At 32.4% G+C, this 21,645-nt stretch carries 13 protein-coding genes; 8 read left to right on the top strand and 5 right to left on the bottom strand.

Features of this window, described 5'->3' with window-relative positions; all coding sequences use genetic code 11:
• Nucleotides 1-94 precede the first annotated feature (94 nt).
• The gene (locus tag LXH21_RS07510; RefSeq protein ID WP_239864128.1) at nt 95-1,648 is read left to right on the top strand and encodes a sulfatase-like hydrolase/transferase; all 1,554 of its coding nucleotides are present in this window, start codon (nt 95-97) and stop codon (nt 1,646-1,648) included.
• A 155-nt stretch (nt 1,649-1,803) separates the two neighbouring features.
• On the opposite strand, the gene LXH21_RS07515 is transcribed toward LXH21_RS07510, so the two are convergent.
• Nucleotides 1,804-2,811 (bottom strand): leucine-rich repeat protein, encoded by a 1,008-nt coding sequence (locus tag LXH21_RS07515; RefSeq protein WP_239864130.1) that lies wholly within the window; start codon nt 2,809-2,811, stop codon nt 1,804-1,806.
• A gap of 774 nt (nt 2,812-3,585) precedes the next feature.
• Between LXH21_RS07515 and LXH21_RS07520 the strand changes: the two genes are divergently transcribed.
• Nucleotides 3,586-4,338 carry a sulfatase-like hydrolase/transferase gene (locus LXH21_RS07520; protein ID WP_239864132.1) on the top strand — a complete coding sequence of 251 codons (753 nt, stop codon included), beginning with the start codon at nt 3,586-3,588 and terminating at the stop codon, nt 4,336-4,338.
• A gap of 579 nt (nt 4,339-4,917) precedes the next feature.
• Here LXH21_RS07520 and LXH21_RS07525 read toward each other — a convergent pair.
• The 4 genes from LXH21_RS07525 to LXH21_RS07540 all read right to left on the bottom strand — a co-directional run bounded on the left by LXH21_RS07525 (nt 4,918) and on the right by LXH21_RS07540 (nt 9,316).
• Nucleotides 4,918-5,109, bottom strand: coding sequence for a Fe(2+)-trafficking protein (locus tag LXH21_RS07525; RefSeq protein ID WP_239864141.1), 192 nt, complete (start codon nt 5,107-5,109; stop codon nt 4,918-4,920).
• 12 nt (nt 5,110-5,121) lie between these two features.
• Entirely contained in the window at nt 5,122-6,423 is a 1,302-nt protein-coding gene (fucP, locus tag LXH21_RS07530) for an L-fucose:H+ symporter permease (RefSeq protein WP_239864143.1), read from the bottom strand.
• A gap of 246 nt (nt 6,424-6,669) precedes the next feature.
• The gene (gene aldA / locus LXH21_RS07535) at nt 6,670-8,109 is read right to left on the bottom strand and encodes an aldehyde dehydrogenase (protein WP_239864159.1); all 1,440 of its coding nucleotides are present in this window, start codon (nt 8,107-8,109) and stop codon (nt 6,670-6,672) included.
• A gap of 307 nt (nt 8,110-8,416) precedes the next feature.
• Entirely contained in the window at nt 8,417-9,316 is a 900-nt protein-coding gene (locus LXH21_RS07540) for an AraC family transcriptional regulator (protein ID WP_239864161.1), read from the bottom strand.
• A 124-nt stretch (nt 9,317-9,440) separates the two neighbouring features.
• Here LXH21_RS07540 and rhaD point away from each other — a divergent pair, with 124 nt between their 5' ends.
• The 6 genes from rhaD to LXH21_RS07570 all read left to right on the top strand — a co-directional run bounded on the left by rhaD (nt 9,441) and on the right by LXH21_RS07570 (nt 21,273).
• Nucleotides 9,441-10,244, top strand: a complete 804-nt coding sequence (rhaD, locus tag LXH21_RS07545; protein WP_239864163.1) for a rhamnulose-1-phosphate aldolase — start codon at nt 9,441-9,443, stop codon at nt 10,242-10,244.
• Between the two features lie 18 nt (nt 10,245-10,262).
• Entirely contained in the window at nt 10,263-12,050 is a 1,788-nt protein-coding gene (locus LXH21_RS07550; RefSeq protein ID WP_239864165.1) for an L-fucose isomerase, read from the top strand.
• A gap of 23 nt (nt 12,051-12,073) precedes the next feature.
• On the top strand, nt 12,074-13,396 hold the full coding sequence (locus tag LXH21_RS07555) for an FGGY family carbohydrate kinase (RefSeq protein ID WP_239864168.1): 1,323 nt from the start codon (nt 12,074-12,076) through the stop codon (nt 13,394-13,396).
• 228 nt (nt 13,397-13,624) lie between these two features.
• On the top strand, nt 13,625-17,776 hold the full coding sequence (locus LXH21_RS07560; RefSeq protein WP_239864170.1) for a hybrid sensor histidine kinase/response regulator transcription factor: 4,152 nt from the start codon (nt 13,625-13,627) through the stop codon (nt 17,774-17,776).
• Between the two features lie 362 nt (nt 17,777-18,138).
• Complete coding sequence (locus LXH21_RS07565; protein ID WP_239864173.1) at nt 18,139-18,843, top strand: response regulator transcription factor; 705 nt, start codon at nt 18,139-18,141, stop codon at nt 18,841-18,843.
• Nucleotides 18,844-18,942: 99 nt separating this feature from the next.
• A complete protein-coding gene (locus LXH21_RS07570; protein ID WP_239864175.1) occupies nt 18,943-21,273 on the top strand; it encodes an outer membrane beta-barrel family protein in 2,331 nt (776 codons plus the stop codon).
• The last annotated feature ends 372 nt before the right edge of the window (nt 21,274-21,645 follow it).

Raw genomic sequence — 21,645 nt, forward strand, 5'->3', positions numbered from 1 at the left:
ACTCGAACTAACGTTTTTAATAATTACAACCTAGGGGGGATTAATCAAAAAACGTATACTGCATACTAATGCATCAATCTAAAAACTATTTCAGATGAAAAATAAAGGATTGCAATTCATTTTGGGGCTTATTTTGTTGCTAAGTAACCTATTATCAGCACAACAAAAACAGCCAAATGTCATTTTTATTTATGCCGATGATTTAGGTAGAGGATTGCTAGGTACTTATGGTCAAAAGATAATTGCAACGCCTAATATTGATAAGTTAGCAGCCGAAGGAATGCGTTTTGACAATGCTTACGGCTCGCATTATTGTTCGCCTGCTAGAGCTAGTTTATTAACTGGGATGCATGATTGTAGAACCAATGAGTTCAATATAACGCAAGCAGGTATTTATCAGAAATTGGATAACGGACTCACTTTCGATCAGATAAAAGATAGAGTGAATGCAGTAGCGATGCCTGCCAAAAAGAACGATGTTTTTTTAGCGCAAGTTGCTAAAAATGCTGGGTATGCTACCGCCGAGTTTGGTAAGTTAGAATGGGGTTTTGCCACTACTCCTGAACGTCTTGCTCGTCATGGTTGGGACTATCATTTTGGCTATTATGATCATCAAAGATGTCATGGTTTTTATCCTCCTTTCTTGTTCGAAAACGGATTGAAAGTCACTATTCCTGGGAACACATTAGTTGATTGTGGCAAAAATCCAGAAGGAGAATCGCCAGAGAACTATAAAGCGCGTTGGGATATGACAGGAAAGAAAGTGTATTCAGAAAATATCATTATGGATAAACTGTTGCATTACTTGGATGTACAAAACCAAAAGGAAACCAAACAGCCATTTTTTATTTTCTTCCCTTCGCAACTGCCCCACGGACCAATAGCTATTCCTGAAGTAGCCCCTGAATTTAAGAACAATCCAAACCTAACGGAACTTGAAAAAGAATATGCCTCAATGGTCAAAATGCTCGATACTGATGTAGGTCGGATTTATGCCAAGTTAGAAGAACTAGGGATTTTAGAGAATACTATTTTAGTTTTTTCAGGCGATAATGGTCACGAATTGTACTACCATAAAACCGATCATACTGATAAAACACATAATTTAGAAACGGGGCAATCTTATAATAATATCAGTACAAAATTTTATAGTCCATTGGGAGGAGATGTTTTTGACGGGAACAATGGAATGGCGGGATTAAAACGCTCTAATTGGGAAGGCGGGGTTCGAGTACCTTTGCTATGGTACTGGAAAGGAAAAATCAAACCTGGAACAATTTCGGACCAAATGGTTAGTAATTATGATTTTCTAAATACACTTGCCGAAATTGTAGGTACGAAGACAATAAAAAAGAAGGATGGCGTTTCGTATGCCAAAACGCTGTTTGGAGGAAAAAGCAAAGAAAGAGCGTATACGGTTTATTCCTCTACGATGGGACCTGCTTTGGTTACTAAAGAAGGTTGGAAAATACGCTATCTACTTAAAAAGGATGTGTTTCAACTTTATTATCTACCCAATGATTACAAAGAAGAAAATGAGATATCTCATGAAAATCCGAATAAAATGGCTGAGTTGAAAAAGCTGTTGTTTAAAGCCTGTGATTCTAATTGGGAAAATGGTTTGGGTGCTAAAATCGTTAAACCCTAAAGTGACCAATAAATTCAAAAGACTAGTTTTATATAAATCATTATTTTATTGCTTTGGTTGAACCATATTTAAAATTCAAACAATTGGATATATAAAAAGGAGTGACTCAATTAAATGAATCACTCCTTTATTTTTTGATAGAACTTAAAAAGCACTTATTCTTTCACCATTTTTAGGATACCAATAGCTACTCCTTTATCGTTTTGACATTTAACGACGTAAACACCTTTTGATAAAGAACTGGTATTAACACCATTATTGACCTTTTGAGAACTTACTTTAGATCCTAAAATGTTATAAATTTCTACAGAATCAACATCGTTTGATGAGAAGTACAAATTATTAGTAACAGGATTAGGGTAGGCTTCGAAAGTTTTTGCTCCATGCGTTTTAATACTTAGTGCAGGCGCTTCAACAATCGTAGAAAAATCTTTCCACACATCACCTGTTGTGTAATCAGGCGTTTTTTTACCAAACGGAACGGTTAGCACTACACTAGCGTTTGAGACGACGTCTGCAAAAATTGATGTATTGACAGAAGTTACAGGATTATATCCAAGAGCTATAAATGTGTCATACTGTACCGTAATATTTGTCAAATTACTACATCCTTTAAACATGTTATAATTAATTTCTGAAAGGGAAGTTAAAGAGGCAGGAAAGGTTATTGAGCTAAGCGCTGAACATCCATTAAAGGCACCGGTACTAATTGACTGTATAACAGGAATATTTATTGATTGAAGATTACTGCAGTTCCAAAAGGAAAGACCCACAGATGGGGATGGACCAATTTTAGTTACATTTGGCAAGTTTACGGTGGTAAGTCCAGAACAGTTTGCGAAAGATTGCGAATCAATTGTAGTATCTCCATCAACAACAAGGGATGTGATTGTTGTTTTGCCTTTAAAAGCATTTATACCTATTAAGGTAACATCATAAATTATTCCTCCTTCGGTTACTGTAGCTGGTATTATTAAAGCTGCAGGAATAGTGGCTCCAGATAAAAACCCCGTAACTGTTACTGTATTTGGCGAACCAGGATCTGCAAGTGTTGTTACCGAATAATTAAGTAAACCATCGTTGAATGTTGTGCCTGCTGATAGCTGTGCGCTTGTTAATGTCACTGACAGCAACATCATAATTAAGAGTAATTTTTTCTTCATAATAAAAAATTTTATTGATTAAGTTTAATTAAATAGTTATGAGCTAAATTATCTAAATTAAGGTAAGATCTGGTATGATTTTGTAGCGGTTTAGGGGTTCATTTGTTACATATTGGCTTTATATTCAATGTTTTAAGCGGATGTGATCTATTTATTTGTATATATTTTAAAATACTGTAGGATTTCTTTATGCAAAGTAAATACAGGTTAGCAAGCGCCCCGACTAAAAGAATATGGACGGGTTGTTCAAGTTAATTTAACTTGTATTTTACTTCTCTACATAAATGATGAACATAATTAAATGACTTAGTTTCAGATAGGGTCATAATTTGTCATCATGCCAAATCGAAATGTTACTCTAATCCATTAATGTGTACTTATAGGTTATATGAAACCATTAAAATATACTAAAAGCGAAAAAGTTAGACTTATAACCTATAAACTTTTAAATTTATTGTGCCTATGTGCTATGAGAAAACTATGTCATCAATTAAAGTCCTTAGGCATATATGATATGGTGTTTCTAAATTTCAAGAGGAAAATGTAATTATATGAGAGTACATTGTCCCGTCATACAATCTGGAGGAATTGTGCAAGTTTATTTTAATGGAATGAAAATTTAATTTATTTTAATCAATGAAAATCAAGTTAAAAAACTATTGCTAGTAGTGACTGTACTATCAACAATTAGTACAGTAGCACAAGGAAATCAAACAACCATTTTTTATTTTCTTCCCTTAGCAACTGCCTCACGGACCAATTACTATTCCTGAAGTGGCTCCTGAATTTAAGAACAATCCTAACCTGACGGAACTTGAAAAAGAATATGCCTCAATGGTCAAAATGCTCGATACTGATGTAGGTCGGATTTATGCCAAGTTACAAGAACTAGGGATTTTTGAGAATGCTATTTTAGTTTTTTCAGGCGATCATGGTCACGAACTGTACTACCATGAAACCGATCATACTGATAAAACACATAATTTAGAAACGGGACAATCTTACGATAATATCAATACAAAATTTTACAGTCCATTGGGAGGTGATGTTTTTGATGGGAACAATGGAATGGCGGGTTTAAAACGCTCTAATTGGGAAGGTGGGGTGCGAGTACCTTTGCTGTGGCATTGGAAAGAAAAAATCAAACCTGAAACAATTTCGAACCAAATGGTTAGTAATTATGATTTTCTAAATACACTTGCCGAAATTATAAGTGGTAAGGCAATGAAGAAGAAAGATCGCGTTTCATATGCCAAAACACTGTTTGGACGAAAAAGCAAAAAAAGAGCGTATACGGTTTGTTCCTCTACGATGGGACCTGCTTTGGTTACTAAAGAAGGTTGGAAAATATGCAATTTCCTTAAAAGGGATGTGTTTCAACTTTATTATCTACCCAATGATTACAAAGAAGAAAATGAGTTATCTACTGAAAATTCGAATAAAATGGATGAACTGAAAAAGTTGCTGTTTAAAGCCTGTGATTCTAATTGGGAAAATGGTTTGGGTGCCAAGATCGTTAAACCTTAAGCAGAAACTCATAATTGAGATGGCAACTATTTTGGAAATCGTCGCTTATGTTTTTTGGTCAGGCTAAAAAAATGCTTAATAAAACTAGCGGATTAAAGTAGGAGAATTTTAATTAGAGGAATGAATTACTAATTTACCATTTAATAAAATTTAAAAAAGCACTTAATGAAATAATTAAAGTAACCGAATTTTTGTGTAAAATGATTATTTTGACAAAATAAACCTAAAAATTGCTTATACACTACTAAAATATATTGAATTCACCGATCACACAAGAAAAGTAATAAATTCGCAAAGTGCATAGCTGTAGAATCGATTTGCTCACGAAAATAGTTTTTTTGTGGCCTTAATATGTTGTAACAAATAATTTTTTGACCAGTACTATAGACTTTCTTGTAGTTAAGTATATTTTTAATTTAAGGGTCGATCACACAATCAAGAATGTAATTTTTAATATCAATTTTATTCTAACTATGAGTTTGTGTTTAAATTACAGGATCAAAATATACAAATCTAATCCTGCAATTTAAACTTTTATAGCTCTATATTATAATGTATTGAAGCTACATTTGTTTGATATTACAATATTGCATTGTGAAAACTTTTGTCTAATTTTGATAAGAGTTTTTTAAATGCTTGTTCTGAAGCTTCATTTAAAGAGATTCTATTTTCATTTATTAATAAATTAGTTAAAGATCTCCATTCTTGAAAAAACCCCATTTTTGAAGCTTCAAATCCCAGTTCTTCAATTCTTTTGCCGTTGATTTCCATTTTATTTTTTGATTAAGAGGTGTGTATTTTGAGAGTACGGTATGCGTACACAGCGATAAAGAAGAAGCAAATTAGTGGCAGTACAAACGAAAAGTTGACTGCTGAAAAACTACCTATAGTTCCCATATCAATAATAGATCCTTGTAATACAGGCATAATTGCTCCTCCTACAATAGCCATTACTAGTCCAGCTGCTCCAAGAGTTGTGTCTTCTGAACTTAAACCATTAAGCGCGATTCCATATATAGTTGGGAACATTAATGACATGAAGAATGAGACTGCTACTAGTGAATATAAACCAAATTGTCCTTCGATTAATATTGCTCCTGAGGTAGTAATCATAGCTCCTATAGCGAAAATCATTAATAGCGTTTTAGCATTAATATATTTCATTAAGAACGTACATATAAAGCGACTGGTTAAGAAGATTGCCATAGCTACAATATTGTAATTTTGTGCTGTTGCTTTTGCAATTCCAATGTTATCCGCATATTGAATGATAAAAGTCCATACCATAATTTGAGCTGCCACATAAAACAACTGCGCAAAAACTCCTTCGCGGTATTTTCCATTTTTAACTAAGCGTTTAAATGAATTCATTGCTGAACCTTGATTTGGATCATGAACTCTTTTGGGCATTTTCATTAGTGAAATAAGCACCAACATAAATATAACAACACCACCTAAAATTACATAGGGGTTGCGTATAATTTCTAGATCATGGGTTCTAATAATTGCTTTTTGTGCTTCGGCTAAATTAGTGAATATCAAATCACCCATTTCGTTTCTTCTATCAGAATCTAAGGCAACTAAGATAAACTTTGAAGCAACAAACATTCCCATAAGCGAGCCAATCGGGTTGAAAGCTTGTGCTAGATTCAGCCTTTGTGTTGACGTACGCTCGTCACCCATAGATAAGATATAAGGATTGGCAGTAGTTTCTAAAAAAGCCAAACCAAAAGTTAAGATATAAAGAGAAACTAAAAAGAATTCAAAGATCTCATATTTGGCAGCTGGAAAAAATAATAAAGCACCAATGGCATATAAGACAAGTCCTAAGATAATTCCTTTTTTATAGCTGTACTTACGAACAAATAATGCCGCAGGAATTGCCATAGTAGCATAACCGCCATAAAAGGCAAATTGAACTAAAGCAGCTTTTGCCGTAGAGATTTCCATTACGGTACCAAAAGCTGCAACCATGGGATTAGTGATATCATTTGCAAATCCCCATAAGGCAAATAAAGAAGTGATTAAAATAAAAGGAATTAGGTTTTGCTTGGTTACTACTGGAATTTTTTCCGTGTTATTCATTTGCTTTTAGGGTTATGGTATTGTTAAAGTATCGTGCTCTACAAAGGTGGTTTTCCGTAATTATATTAAATGTTACAAAGACAAAGAATCGTATTTAAGGAATACTGTTTTGCCAGTTTGTAACATTTATTGGAAAACATTTGTAATAAAATTATTAAAAAATAAAAGCATGCTATAATTACATTCTAAACGAATACTTTAAATTACAACATACTTTTATTTACGACAATTGTCTCAATAATTTATCTATCTAAATTGGGCGTATACAACTTTGGTTTGTAAATACTCTTCCATCCCATGTTTTCCGTCTGCACCACCTAAACCTGATTTTTTCCAACCAGCGTGAAAACCTTGAATCGCTTCAAAATGTTCTCTATTAATATATGTTTCTCCAAATTGCAATTCGTTTGAAGCGTGCATTACTTTATTGAAGTTTTCAGAGAAGATAGAAGATGTTAATCCATATTCACAGTCGTTAGCTAAAGTGATTGCTTCGTCTAATGTGCTGAATTTCATTACAGGCAATACTGGTCCAAAAACTTCTTCTTGGATGATTTGCATATTCTGTGTTACATTAGTCAATAAAGTTGGTTGGTAGAAGTACCCACGGTCAAATTGATCTGAACGATTTCCTCCTACGATAACTTCTGCACCTTCACTTTTTGCAAATTCTACCATTGCAGCTACTTTATCAACTTGATCTTTAGAAACCATACTACTCATGTCTGGATTATTTGTCGAAAAAGCATCTTCTACTTTTATAGACTGCATTTTTTTAGTGACCATTTCTAAGAATTGATCATAAATGGAATCTTCTACATAAAGCCTTTCAGCACAGTTACATACCTGACCACTAAAGATTATTTTTGAATTAACAACTGCATTTACCGCCAGTTCTAAGTTTGCATCTGCACATACAATGGCAGGGGCTTTCCCTCCTAATTCGAGTGATACTTTGGTGATATTAGGTGCTGCAGCTTCCATAACTCGCTGACCAGCATAAACACTTCCAGTCAAACTTATGATACCTGTAATCGGACTTTTACACAGTGCATTTCCTACCACAGGTCCTGTTCCGCATACGACATTCAGTACACCAGCTGGTAAGTCAACTTTTTCAATTAATTTAATAAATTCCATTATTGTATTAGGGGCGATACAACTAGGCTTAATAACACAAGTGTTACCCGTTATCAATGATGGAGCTACTTTACGAGCCATTACAAAAAATGGAAAGTTCCATGGACAGATTCCAACCGCCACACCAATAGGTGCTTTGTGCAAGAAGATGTGCTCTTTTCTGCGATCGCTTTGAATAATTTCTCCTTCAATTCTTCTCGCCCAGCCCGCATTATAATCAAAATAGTCCGCTGTTACGTCAATTTCAACTTGTGCCAATCCAATCACTTTTGCTTGTTCGCTTGCTAATGTTTCTGCTAGAAAAACTCTGTTTTCACGAATAATATTTGCCATTTTATGCAAATATCCCGCTCGTTCAATAGCGGTAAGAGCATTCCATCCATGTTGTGCTGCTTGTGCTGCATCCAAAGCATTGTTTGCGTCTGCTATAGATCCTTGTGGAATAGTAGATAATACTTCTTCAGTACATGGGTTTAACACCTCTGTAACTTCTGTTGAAGTAGATTTGACAAATTTCCCGTTAATGTATTGATTAAATTCTTTCATAATATATAGGTTAATTTTTTAGTTCATTAATAGATAGACAAATATTGTCATTGTACTGCTATGATAAAACTGTTTTGGTTGGTGTCACGAACTACAACATTATTTAAGAAGTCAAATAGTGTTGCTCATGAAATAACAGTGAGATACAAATTTACAGCTAGAGCTACTTTTTATATTTATCCATATTAATCTAGTTTATGTACAATTTAAACATTTAAGGACTTTTTATCGTTTGGCGTTAGTTAATTGTTTGATATACAGCTAGTAAAAAATTAAGGTATCGATTGCGTAGTTTTAAGCTATATTTTTAAGTGTATTTTCCAGATTTATAGACTGCAGGAGAAATTCCAGTAACGGATTTAAAAACACGAGAAAAATGATAGCGATCTGCAAATCCTAGGATATCTGATACGTTTTCAATCGTTTCATTAGAATGTTCGAACAGCTCGCAAGCTTTAGCAATTTTTCGATTTTGAATGAAATTGTGTAAAGTAATTTTCATTTCGTCTTTGAATAATCGGGCAAAGGAGTTAGGAGCCATATTTATAATATCGGCTAATTCTGAGTTGCTTAACTTTTTATCAATATTGGCTTCTATGTAGCGGTGAACCGTTAATACCCTGCTGTCAATAGTGATTGTTTTCCACAATTTTGGACCAATATTAGAAATGGCTTCTTTAATAAAGGATTGTAGTTTCAGATTAAATGTAAGTTTAAAATTATGATTATTAGACTTTAATCGTTCTGTTAAATAGATCAATCGTTCCTTGAGGTGATCTGTTAGTTCTATTTTGAAAATACCAGGAACCACATTGTCAAAAGGTGTGCCCAGATTGAAATGGGTGAAAAAGTGGATTAATGATTTTTCTTCATAATAGGATTCATTGTCTCTTTCGGATAGGTTATTTCCCGATACATGAATGCCTGTGTCATATTGATGGTTTTTTGAAAAACGGGTCGAAAAAGAGGTAAAAGGAGAAATAATGTAGAGATAGTTAGGATTCATTATGTAGCTCTCCTCTTGAAAATTTAGAGTTCCCCCTTCATTTTTATTCCAATATATTCTCCAAAATGGAAAAACCATATCATGGCAATCCCATAAATCTAAATACCAATACCGACAACACGAAAGCTTCAATTTGATATCTATAAAGTTCTGTTTGTTTGTAGAAGGATCTCCTAATTCTATGTTTTTTACAAATTCCATATTTCAAGGTCATGTTTAAATTGTACACAAATATACCCATTTTGAATATCTTATGTAAGGCACCGCTGTCTTAAATTTACATAATTGAAAGAAACTAACAAATTAAATTTAAAATCATATCAATATGAGCGATATAAAACTTCCAGTTGAGGTAGAAATAGAATTGAAGAAAGTATCTAAAGTGGCTGGGTATTTATGGCAGAGAGAATGGGCAGAGAGAAATGCAGGAAATATTTCTATGAACCTTAGTTCGTTTTTTGATAAAAATGAAATTATTGAAAAAACAAAAGGTGATGAATTTGTTGCTTTTGATTTTCCTAAAGACTGTGCTGGTTTTGTGATTTATATTACAGGAACAGGATGTTACTTAAGAGACTTGGTAGATATGTTGGAAGAAGTTTCATGTATCCTTTATATTAATGAAGAGGCGAATGGCTACACGATAATTTGGGGTGGAAACAGACCCAATTTTGGACCAACTTGTGAATTAATTTCTCATGCTAGTATTCACTTGTTTAACTCTAAGCATCATCCAGAAAATTTAGCAGTGGTACACACACATCCTTTAGAGTTGATTTGCATGAGTCATCATGAGTTATTTGATAATGAGGAGGAACTGAACAGACAAATTTGGATGATGTGTCCTGAGGTTAAAGTTTTTGTTCCTAAAGGAATTCACTGTACACCTTATGCCTTGTCAAGTACTGCATCTTTAGCAAAGGTTACAATGGATGCCTTTAAAACTAGAAACGTTTCTCTTTGGGAAAAGCATGGGGCAACTGCAACAGCGCCAGATGTTGAGAAAGCTTGGGACTTTTTGGATGTAGCAAATAAAGGAGCAAAAATGTTAATGATGTGTTGGGCAGCAGGCTTTAAGCCAGCAGGACTTTCTAACGAGCAATTGACAGAATTAGAACAATTTACATAATAGTTAATTATAAAAGAGATGAGTAGATTAATAGGAAGACTTCCCAAAATAGGAATTCGTCCCGTAATTGACGGGCGTGAGCGTGGTGTAAGAGAGTCATTAGAAGTACAATGTATGGATATGGCAAAAGCTGCTGCAAAATTAATTTCAGAAAACTTACGTTTCCCTAGTGGAGAGCAAGTTGAATGTGTTATTGCTGATACTACTATTGGAGGTGTAGCTGATGCTGCTGCTTGTGCAGACAAATTTAGCAGAGAAGGAGTTGAAGTTTCGATAACAGTAACTCCATGTTGGTGTTATGGTACAGAAGTGATGGATACAGATCCTTTGATGCCGAAAGCAGTTTGGGGATTCAACGGAACGGAAAGACCAGGTGCTGTTTATTTGGCAGCTGCTCTGGCTGGATATTCTCAAAAAGGACTGCCTGCTTTTGGAATCTACGGTAAAGAAGTACAAGATTCTGGAGATATGAGTATTCCTAAAGACGTTGAAGAGAAGTTATTGCGTTTTGCAAAAGCGGGAATGGCAGTAGCTCAAATGAAAGGAAAATCATATTTGTCTATTGGTTACAGTTCTATGGGAATTGCAGGATCAATGGTTGATGTGAATTTCTTGCAAGATTATTTCGGACTGAGAGCGGAATTTGTGGAGTCTGTGGAATTGCTGCGTCGTATGGACGAAGGAATTTATGATAAAGACGAATTTAAGAAAGCACTAGCTTGGACTAAGAAAAACTGTGTTGAAGGAAAAGATTACAATAGCGAAGAAGCTCAAAAATCAGCTGAAGTTAAAGATCAAGAATGGGAAAAGGTGATTAAAATGACCCTTATTTGTAAAGATTTAATGAACGGAAATCCTAAATTGAAAGAATTAGGGTTTGGAGAAGAAGCAAAAGGTAGAAATGCCATTATGGGAGGTTTTCAAGGACAACGTCAATGGACAGATTACCAACCAAATGCTGATTTTACAGAGTCGATTTTGAACTCTTCATTCGACTGGAACGGTATACGTCAAGCCTATACTTTTGCAACAGAAAATGATTGTTTAAACGCAGTATCGATGTTGTTTGGTCACTTATTGACAAACAAAGCACAATTATTCTCTGATGTACGTACGTACTGGAGTCCAGAATCAGTAGAGAGAGTAACGGGTAAAAAATTATCTGGAATTGCTGAAAACGGAATCATTCACTTAATCAATTCAGGTTCTACTACATTGGATGCTACAGCACAACAATCAGATGCTGATGGAAATCCTACTATGAAGCCTTTCTGGGATATTACCGAAGAAGAAGTTCAAAAATGTTTAGACAATACTAAATGGCCCGCAGCTATCTGGGAATATTTTAGAGGTGGAGGATTCTCTTCTCAATTTAAAACCAAAGGAAGTATGCCAATGACAATGTGTCGAATCAATCTTGTAAAAGGAATTGGACCAGTATTGCAAATTGCTGAAGGGTGGAGTATTGAATTACCAGAAGATGTTCATTCCGTTTTAGATGAAAGAACGAATCCAACATGGCCTACAACTTGGTTTGTACCAAGATTGACAGGAAAAGGATCTTTTAAAGATGTGTATAGTGTCATGGCAAAATGGGGTGCCAATCACGGTGCTATTTCTCACGGACATATTGGAGCTGATCTAATTTCATTGGCTGCTATGTTGAGAATTCCTGTAAACATGCACAATGTGGCTGATGAAGATGTTTTCCGTCCGAGTGCTTGGTCTGCTTTTGGAGAAGATTTAGAAGGTGCAGATTACAGAGCTTGTACTAATTACGGACCAATTTATGGGTTCAAGAATTAATTTTTGATTTAAAATTATATATTGTGAAAAACGTTATTGCTGTATTTGACATTGGTAAAACCAATAAGAAGATGTTTTTATTTGATAAGGACTTTAAAGTTGTACAAACGGACTCCATTCGCTTTGAGGAAGTAATGGATGACGATAACGATCCTTGTGATGATATTGAGTCTATTGAGAAATGGATCATGAAGGAAATAGAAACGGTTCAGCAAGAAAATAAATTCACAATAAAGGCTATCAACTTTTCGACACATGGCGCCTCATTGGTTTACTTAGACAAAGAGGGGAAACGCATCACCCCTCTTTATAACTATTTAAAACCTTTGGATATGGATTTTTCAAAATTTTATCAGAAGTACGGAGGTATCGAAGAATTTTCTAGAAAAACCGCTTCGCCTGCTTACGGGATGTTAAACTCCGGTTTGCAAATGTATTGGTTAAAAAACCAGAAACCTCAATACTGGGCGCAAGTTGAAAACATATTACATTACCCGCAATATCTAAGTTATTTGTTTTCAAAAACTATTAGAGCCGATTATACTTCTCTTGGAGCGCATACTGCGATTTGGAATTTCGATAAAATGAAATACCATAAGTGGTTGGAAAGTGAAAACATTTCGTTACCAGAACCTAAGAAGGGGAAACAAGCTCGCATATCCATGGTCAATGGTCAAGAAATTGCGATAGGTATGGGGTTACATGATAGTTCCTCTTCCATAATTCCACTTTTAGAGAGTAATGAAAATTCGGGTAATGAATTTGTATTATTGTCTACAGGGACTTGGATTATCTGCATGAATCCCTATAGCAAAGAGTCGTTGACACAAGAACAGTTAAATAATGACTGTTTGTGTTTTATGACTCCGGATAAGCAGCAAATTAAATCATCCATGCAGTTTTTGGGATGTGTTCATGAAGTTAATGCGATCGAACTAAGTAACCATTATGGAGTTACCAAAAGTCATTTTCTAGATTTTACACTTGATGCTGGCCGCTGTACTACAATATTGGCAAAAAAAGAGCACAAATTTTTTCCTGATGACATTCCAGAAAATTTTATTAGTGAATTAAAAAACTTTGATTGTTTTGATGATTATGAGCATGCTTATTATCAATTAATTTATGAAATTGCAGAACGTGTATATCAAGGTATTCTACGCATTCTAGACAAAAATAATAGCTTAAAAGAAGTGTATATTTCAGGTGGATTTAAACGAAATGATATGTTTGTAGAATACCTGCGACAAATGATGCCAAATCAACAAATTCTGTTTCCAAAAGGTGAAAATGCAAGTGCTTTAGGAGCAGCAATTCTTATGAAGAAGTATTTAAATTATAGGTAAATCGCAGTATTGTAGAACTTGTTTTCTAAATAATATTATTTTGAGCGTGTGTCGAGAATTTATTTTCGCACATGCTTTTTTTATAGATAAGAACAATTTCAATATAATTAGTTAGATTCGCCTAAAATGAAGAAAATATTTTGTAAATTGATTTGCCAAAATTTCCTAAAATTTACGATATATGGTAATAATTTTTATAAAATTAAATAGTTTAAAACATATTAATGTATGAAATTAAGAATAACATATTTATTTCTTTTTTTAATTTTAAATCTTGTTTATGCGCAGGAAAAAAGTATCTATCAAAGTAATCAGCGTATTGAGTCATTTAATAGCTTACAAGGATTTTATCAAAATACGGTAAACAGTATAGTATCTGACAACAAGGGCTATTTGTGGATTGCAACACCAAATGGGTTGGTAAAATATGACGGATATTCTTTTGACTATTATTATCACAATCATCAGGATAAAGAATCTTTACCCAATAATTATATATCACATCTTTTAAACGATTCCAGCGGGCGTTTATGGGTAGGAACCAGAGAAGGTTTATGTGTTTATCTGACAGATAAAGAGCATTTTGTATCCATAAAAAATACGATTAAAAAAGAAACTTTTATAAAAGAAGATGGTGAAAAGCGTATTTGGGTTGGAAATGATTCTAGGCTTACAATTTATAATTCAGGATTAAAAGATATTGAGAATATTGAGCGACTTGCAGAAATAAATTTGGACAAAATTCTTAGGGGCAATCGAATAATAGACATCGAATTTCTTTCAAAGTCAGAATTAATCGTGGCGACTGCATCAAAAATTTACAAAGTAATTTTTGACGAAAAGGCTAAGTATGCTGTGAAAGTTTCAGAATTAAAATTTGATTTAAGTTCGGGTACAATAAAAAACTTAAAAAAAGTTGATAATTCATTGTGGATAGGAACTACAGCAGGATTATATCAAACTTTTTATGAAAATAATAGTCTAATTATTTTAAAAAAGTTTTTGGATGCTGATACATCCAATACAAATAAGTTATGTGAAATTTTATCACTTTACTTTGATAAGGATAAAAACCTCTGGATAGGTACAAAACAAAATGGAGTTTTCAAATACGATACCAAAAAAGCAAGTTTTGTTTCCTTTAGACATGATTCAAAATATAAAAATGGACTAACAAGCAATCGAATCAACTGCTTTTATGAAGATTCTTTTGGAGTAATATGGATTGGTACCGCGCAGGGAGGACTAAATAAATTTGACAAGAATCAAAAACCATTTCAAAATTTTGCTCATAATCCATATGATAATCAATCATTATCAAGCAATTTAATAACAGATATAACTGAGGACAATAAAGGAAGAATTTGGTTTTCTTTTTTTGAAAGTGGTATTTGTAGAACACAAGAAAAATTAAATCTTAATTCTGGGAACCAAATACGTTTTGATCGCCTACAAAATCAGTTGAGTAAATTACAAAATCAGTGGGTTTTACGCCTTTTTCAAGACTTAAAAGGATATTGGTGGATAAGCACTAATGAAAGCCTTTATTTGTATGATGAAGCATCAGATAGGCTCGTTTTAATACGTTTAACAGTTAAAGGGAAAACGGTTGAAAATCTTTTTAACAGAGTGATTTCACAAATTGATAGTAATCATATTATTTTGGGAGGATCTCATATCCTGTTATTAGATAACCCTTGGAGTACTATTTTAAATAACAGTCCAGTCGAGGTCGACGCTGCTATGTACAATGTGGTCAAAGGCAGTCAAATCAATGATTATGTTAAAGATGCTTATGGGAATTACTGGTTTGTTACTACCAACGGTGTTTATAGAATTGTTTATAGAAATGGGCAGTGGATATTAAAAGATCATCTGACTACAAAGTCAAAAAACAGTAAATTAAAGCTAAGTCACAATGATGTTTTTTCAATTTATGTGAGTTCAAATAAAAAGGTGTGGTTGGGTACTTTTGGTGGTGGACTTATGAAAATTGACATGAACTCATTCGGAGAACCGCAAAATATAAAAAGCTACCATAAAGAAGATGGACTGCGAGATGAAGCCGTTTATGGTATACTGGAGGACAATCAAGGTCTATTATGGTTGAGTACAGATATGGGAATATGCTGTTTTGACCCCTCAAAAGAAACATTTCATTTTTACGATGTCAACAATGGAATCTTAAGCAATAATTTTAGACAGTCTGCATTTTTAAAAACTAAAAAGGGTACTATGCTGATGGGTGGTGTGGACGGTTTAACCATTTTTGATCCAGCACAGATCAAAAAGAATGAATTTGCACCCAAAATATTAATATCAAGATTAAAAATTAATAATCAGTCGGTTCTAGCAGGTAAAAAAATTGATGGAGAGCTTATTCTAGAACGCTCTATTTCAGATACAAAAAAATTGACAATAGGCCACAACAATAGAAATATATCACTAGACATTATTGTACAGCACAGTGCAACTCCCAATAAAAATAAGATAGCGTATAAGTTAGAAGGTGTCAACAAAGATTGGATCGAAGTAGAAGGAGGGAAAACAACGGCAACATACACAAATTTGAGTTCTGGAACCTATAAGTTTCTATATAAAGGAACGAATGGTGATGGCGTGTGGACCTCAAATATTGAAAATTTTACTATAAAAGTCTTAGCGCCTTGGTACTTAAGATGGTGGAGTATTGTGATATGGCTTGTACTGGCCGCATGCACTATTCATGCTGTATTGAAATATTTGGTTCAATTAGAAAAATTAAATCAAGAACTCAAATTTGAACAGTTAGATAAGGAAAGAGTTCAAGAAATGAACCAAGCAAGGTTGCGATTTTTTACTAATATTTCACATGATTTCAAAACGCCTCTTTCATTGATTATTGGGCCTTTAGAAAAAATTGCGGAACATGATAAAGGAGCAGAAAATCAGAAATATTTTTCGATTATTCAAAATAATATTTCAAGATTACAACGATTAATAGATCAGCTTATATCTTACAGAAAAGCCGAAACAGGGCATTTGGAATTAAATTATTCAAAAACAACATTAGGGGATTTTATTTATCCTTTAATTGAATCTTTCGAAGAGTATGGACAAAAAACGCTACTTAATTTTTATTATAAAATAGAAGATCCAAATAGGGTTATTTCGCTTGATATCGATAAAGCAGAACGTATTATTTTAAATTTATTTTCTAATGCGGTTAAATATTCAGATGCTAACAGAGAAGTAAGTATTGAAGCAGGATTTTTTAAAAACCCGAATCAGAATGATGAGGAATCTTTCTTTATTCAAGTTACCAATACTAGTTCTGGAATTCCACCTGAAAAAATAGAAAAAATATTTGATCGTTTTTACCGCGCCGGAGATGATAAAAATGATTGGCATGGTACTGGGATTGGTTTGGCGCTATGTAAATCATTAACAGAGTTAATGGACGGAACAATAACGGTGGATAGTGATTTGAATAAAAAAACTATTTTTAGAGTAACACTTCCAGTTATTGAAAAAGGAGAATACATTGAAAAAGAAGAATTAAACAAATATCATAAAATTGTAACAGATTGGATGCCAGTTGAATTTGATGACGTTCAGGAAAATACCGTATGTACGGTAGACAGTGCACGTGCTACATTATTAATCGTAGACGATGAGCAAGATGTACGAACATTTTTGTACGAAGCTTTCAAAGATAGCTATAATGTAATCTTGGCTACAGATGGTGAAGACGGGTTAAGAAAATTATCCGAGAACACGCCACAGATAGTGATAAGCGATGTCATGATGCCCAAAGTCGATGGGTATGAACTATGCGAAAAAATTAAATCTAATCTCGAATACTGCCATATACCGGTTATTTTATTAACGGCTATTGGGGAAGATATGAAAAAATTAGAGGGGTTGGAACTTGGTGCAGACGATTATATTATAAAACCTTTTTCGATTAAATACTTAGAACTTCGAGTTAAAAAATTATTAGAAAATAAACAACGTGTTCTAGAATATTTTTCTAGAAACAGTTTTATGCCAAAAGAGTCTTTAATTGCTTCTACGAAAGATCAAGAATTCTTGAAAAAAATTAATATTTCGATAGAAAAAAACATGTCTAATTCTTCTTTCGGTGTAGAAGAGCTGGCATCTGACATTTGTATGAGTACTTCTCATTTTTATCGAAGGTTGAAGGAACTCACAGGTCAGGCTCCCAATGTGTACCTTAGAAATTTCCGTATTCAAAAAGCAGCCGAACTCTTAACCGAAAATAAAAAATTAACTGCATCTGAGATTATGTTTGAAATTGGTATTGAATCAAAATCTTATTTTTCATCTGCATTCAAAAAAATTCACGGGGTTTCTCCTTCAGAATTTATTAAGAGGTAGTAACAAGAATAAAAAATAAACTGTAGAGAGTTATTTTCATATCGGAATTGTATTTTACAACCTAATTTAGCGAATTTGTAGTGTGCTTGTTCAAAATGATAAAATTGAATATTGTCTAGATAAATAACATCTAGACAAAACGAATATTGAAGCAGTGATTACTTTGTCAAAGCGAATACAAATAAATGTTGTAAAGTTATTGCTTGCAATTTGGTTTGATGACGATACTTTCTGCAGTAAAGTACTTTTGGCAATTAATTTTCTTGAAACAGATATATTTTTTAATTTAATACATTTGTGACTACATGCAATATAACATTGACGTTGCAGCATTTTTTTAAATTAACCATTTGACGATAAAAATGAAAAAATATATTTTCTTATTATTGATTCTTACCTATACGCTTTTTGGGCAAAATAATAGTAAATCTATACCAACAGAACAAATATCGCCTTCCAGTATTCATAATAAGGAATATAAATTTATTGGCGAAGAAAAATTGAAATTCAAAAAATTCAAAAAGCAAATAATAGCGGTATCAACAGAAGATTATTTAGAAAAGATTAGAGCTTACTCAAAAGATTCATTAAAAACGCTAGCGATAAAACTGCTGAGCGTAAAAGAATTAAATGAAAAAAAATTGCTTCGGAAAGATATTATTCTAAACTCAGAGTACTATATCCGCTTACTAGAAGAACTGAAATCTAGTGAAATCAATAATCTTGAATATATTTTTTTAGAAAAAGAATTGAATAGCTATTATCTAATTGATTTAAAGAAAAAACAAACGTTAAGCATCGTCCTAAATATCATATTTGGAATAATTATAGTAGTTCTTACCTATATAATTTATACAATCAAGTCTCATAAAGGATTAAATGCAAGTGAAGCGCTGAGTAATCAAGAATTAAAGATCAAACAACAGATAATAGACGGTAAAAGCAATAAAGAAATTGCAGAAGAACTCTTTATTAGTTTAAATACTGTCAAAACTCATATAAGTAACATTTACAGTAAGTTGAATGTTTCTAGTAGAAGAGAATTAGTTACGAAATTTCAAAAATAGTACCAGTACTAGTACTTAAATCATACGATGAAAAAACACTTTTATAAGTGTTTTTTTTTTCTTTGCAATAGTATTAATCAAAAATGCTATTTAAATAAGATGCTACAAAAACATTACTCGTTCGCATTGTTCTTCTTCTGTTTGGTTGGGTTTTCACAAAATAATTTCACTTTAAAAATAGAGCTTACAGATTTGAGAAATGAAAACATCAAAGAGGGCATTGTATATCTTCTAGATGCAGAAACAAATCAAATTATTAAAACAATATCTATTGCAAATGAACAATTGTTTTTTACTTCTTTGAAGGAAGGAAACTATAATATTCAAATTTATAGCGAAGAATATGAAAATCTTGATCAAAAGTTTAGCCTGAATAAAAATTTAAATCTAAAATTAATTTTATCCAAAATTGGCTTTACAAAATTGAATGAAATTGTTTTAAAAAGTAAAAATAAGACGTTCTCTTATTTAAAAGGAAATGTAAAAGTAGATATCGCTAATTCTATTTTTAAGGCGATACCGAATACAGTAGAATTGCTATCAAAACTTCCAGGTGTGCAAATAAGTGGAGACAAAGAAGGTATGTCAATTATTGGAAAGGGAAATCCGTTGATATACATTGACAATCAAAAAGTTGGAATGAATGATTTGAATGCTTTATCGGTCGAGGATATAAAATCTATAGAAATAATTAAAAATCCTTCGTCGAAATACGAAGCTGAAGGTAGAGCAGTTGTATTAATATTGAGAAAGTTAAGCAAGAACGAAGGGTTTGAAACTAAGATATCTGAAGTAATATCTTTGAAAAAAAGGTTTAATAATTATTGGGGAATAAATTCAAGTTTTAAAAAGAATAATACAGAAATAAAAGCAAACTTTGGCATCAATCAACTTAATCCGTGGGAAAGTATTGGAAATGATTTTGAAATATTAAACAATACTATTAACTCAAATTTTATAGCTGAATCGTACACTAAAAGACGTCAAATTATTTTTGGAAATGGCATTTTTTATCAGATCAATGAAGATGATTATTTATCATTTAATTTAAGTGGTAAAATTCAAAAAGACTATGATAGAAACACAACTAATTCTTTTATAAGCCAAAATAATCTTTCAAATTTTATAGAAACATTAAATAACAATGATGAAAACAGAAATTTTATAAATTCATTTATCAACTACAATAAAAAAATAAAGAGTTTGGACGCAGCGTTATTTACTGGTTTTCAATTTTCTAATTTTTATCAAAACTCAAAGAGTGTGATCTTAAACAATTATGACGACACTCAGTTTGACCTAACACAAAACAGAAATCAAAAATTTAATGTGAATGTACTTTCAGGAAGAGCCGATTTGGAAAAATTAATAAAAAATGAGGTAAAATGGGAATTTGGTGCTTTATATTTAGCTGCACATGCAAATACTAATTTTGAGGTTTTAGATTTTATTTCAAATAATAATGAAGATTCAAATTATCGTCTTAAAGAACAAAATATAGCAGGTTATACCCAGTTGTCTGGTAAAAATAAAAAAATAGAATATTTATTTGGTATAAGAGCTGAAAACACAGAAATTAAAGGAAAATACGCAGTAGATAATTTTTTATTGATAGATAGAAACTACACCAATTTTTTTCCAAAAATTCAACTTGATTTTACAGTAGACAGCACAAAAACGATCAGTTTTAACTACGCAAAAAGTATTTCAAGACCCAATTATTCAGCAACAAGTCAAATTTCAATTTACACTAATCCCTTTTTGATTTTTTCAAGAAACATCAATTTAAACCCAACAATAACAGATGAAATTTCAGGAACTTTTCAGTTTAAAAACAAATCTGTTAAACTAAATTTTTCTCGAAGTAAAAATCCAGTGTATTTTGCATTTGAGTATGATAAAGTTATTAAATTGATTTCATTTAATTCTATTAACTATGCTAAAGAATCTGGAGTGAATTTAGAATTTTCACTTCCGTTTAAACATCATTTTTGGAGTTCTTCAAACAGTTTTAATTTTGTTTTAAATAAAGTTGAGGATAATGCTGCTGTTGTTAATGGGTCGAAGCCGTATTTATATTATTATTCGAATCATATTTTTGAATTATCAAAACAACTAGACTTTTCTGTGACAGGTTGGGGTTTTACAGAACGAGAAGAAGGAGTTTTTAAAAGAAATTCTTTATTCATAATGGATTTAGCATTGTCCAAAACATTGTTTAAAAATTTTGACTGTACTTTAAGACTTAATGATATTTTTAGAAATATGAATTTTAATGAAAATTTTATCATAAATGAAATAGCTTCTAAAGGAATATATTATACTGATACAAGAGAAATAGCACTTTCTATACGTTATAAATTTGGAAAGATTAAAGATTCAACTTATAAAGAAAGAAATATCGACGAAAATTCGAATAGAATTCGATAAATAGGCACCTGGTGATTTGTATTCAAATTATTAGTTTTTACGCTCAAGTCGCAATCATTAGCTAAATCTATGCATACTACATAATGGGTACAATCTGTAACTTTACAGTAACTGAATTTAATTAGTATTAATCTCCGTCACTTCTAGCAACCTTATTTTTTGATTTGTAAAGTTGAAGGGAGGTATTTATAATTAAATAACGGCTATAATTGAAGCTATGTTCAGCTGCCAAAATAGTTATACGTTATCAAAATTACAGCAAATAGTTTTTTGCAGTTTTTAAGATGTCTTTTGTTAAGCAAAAGTCTAAAAGTCTTTTTTTTTAGGGTAGAAATTCGAAAAACGAAATGAGCAAATAACCTTTTGAAGCCC

The sequence above is a fragment of the Flavobacterium algicola genome (assembly GCF_022399565.1).
Lineage (GTDB): Bacteria > Bacteroidota > Bacteroidia > Flavobacteriales > Flavobacteriaceae > Flavobacterium > Flavobacterium algicola.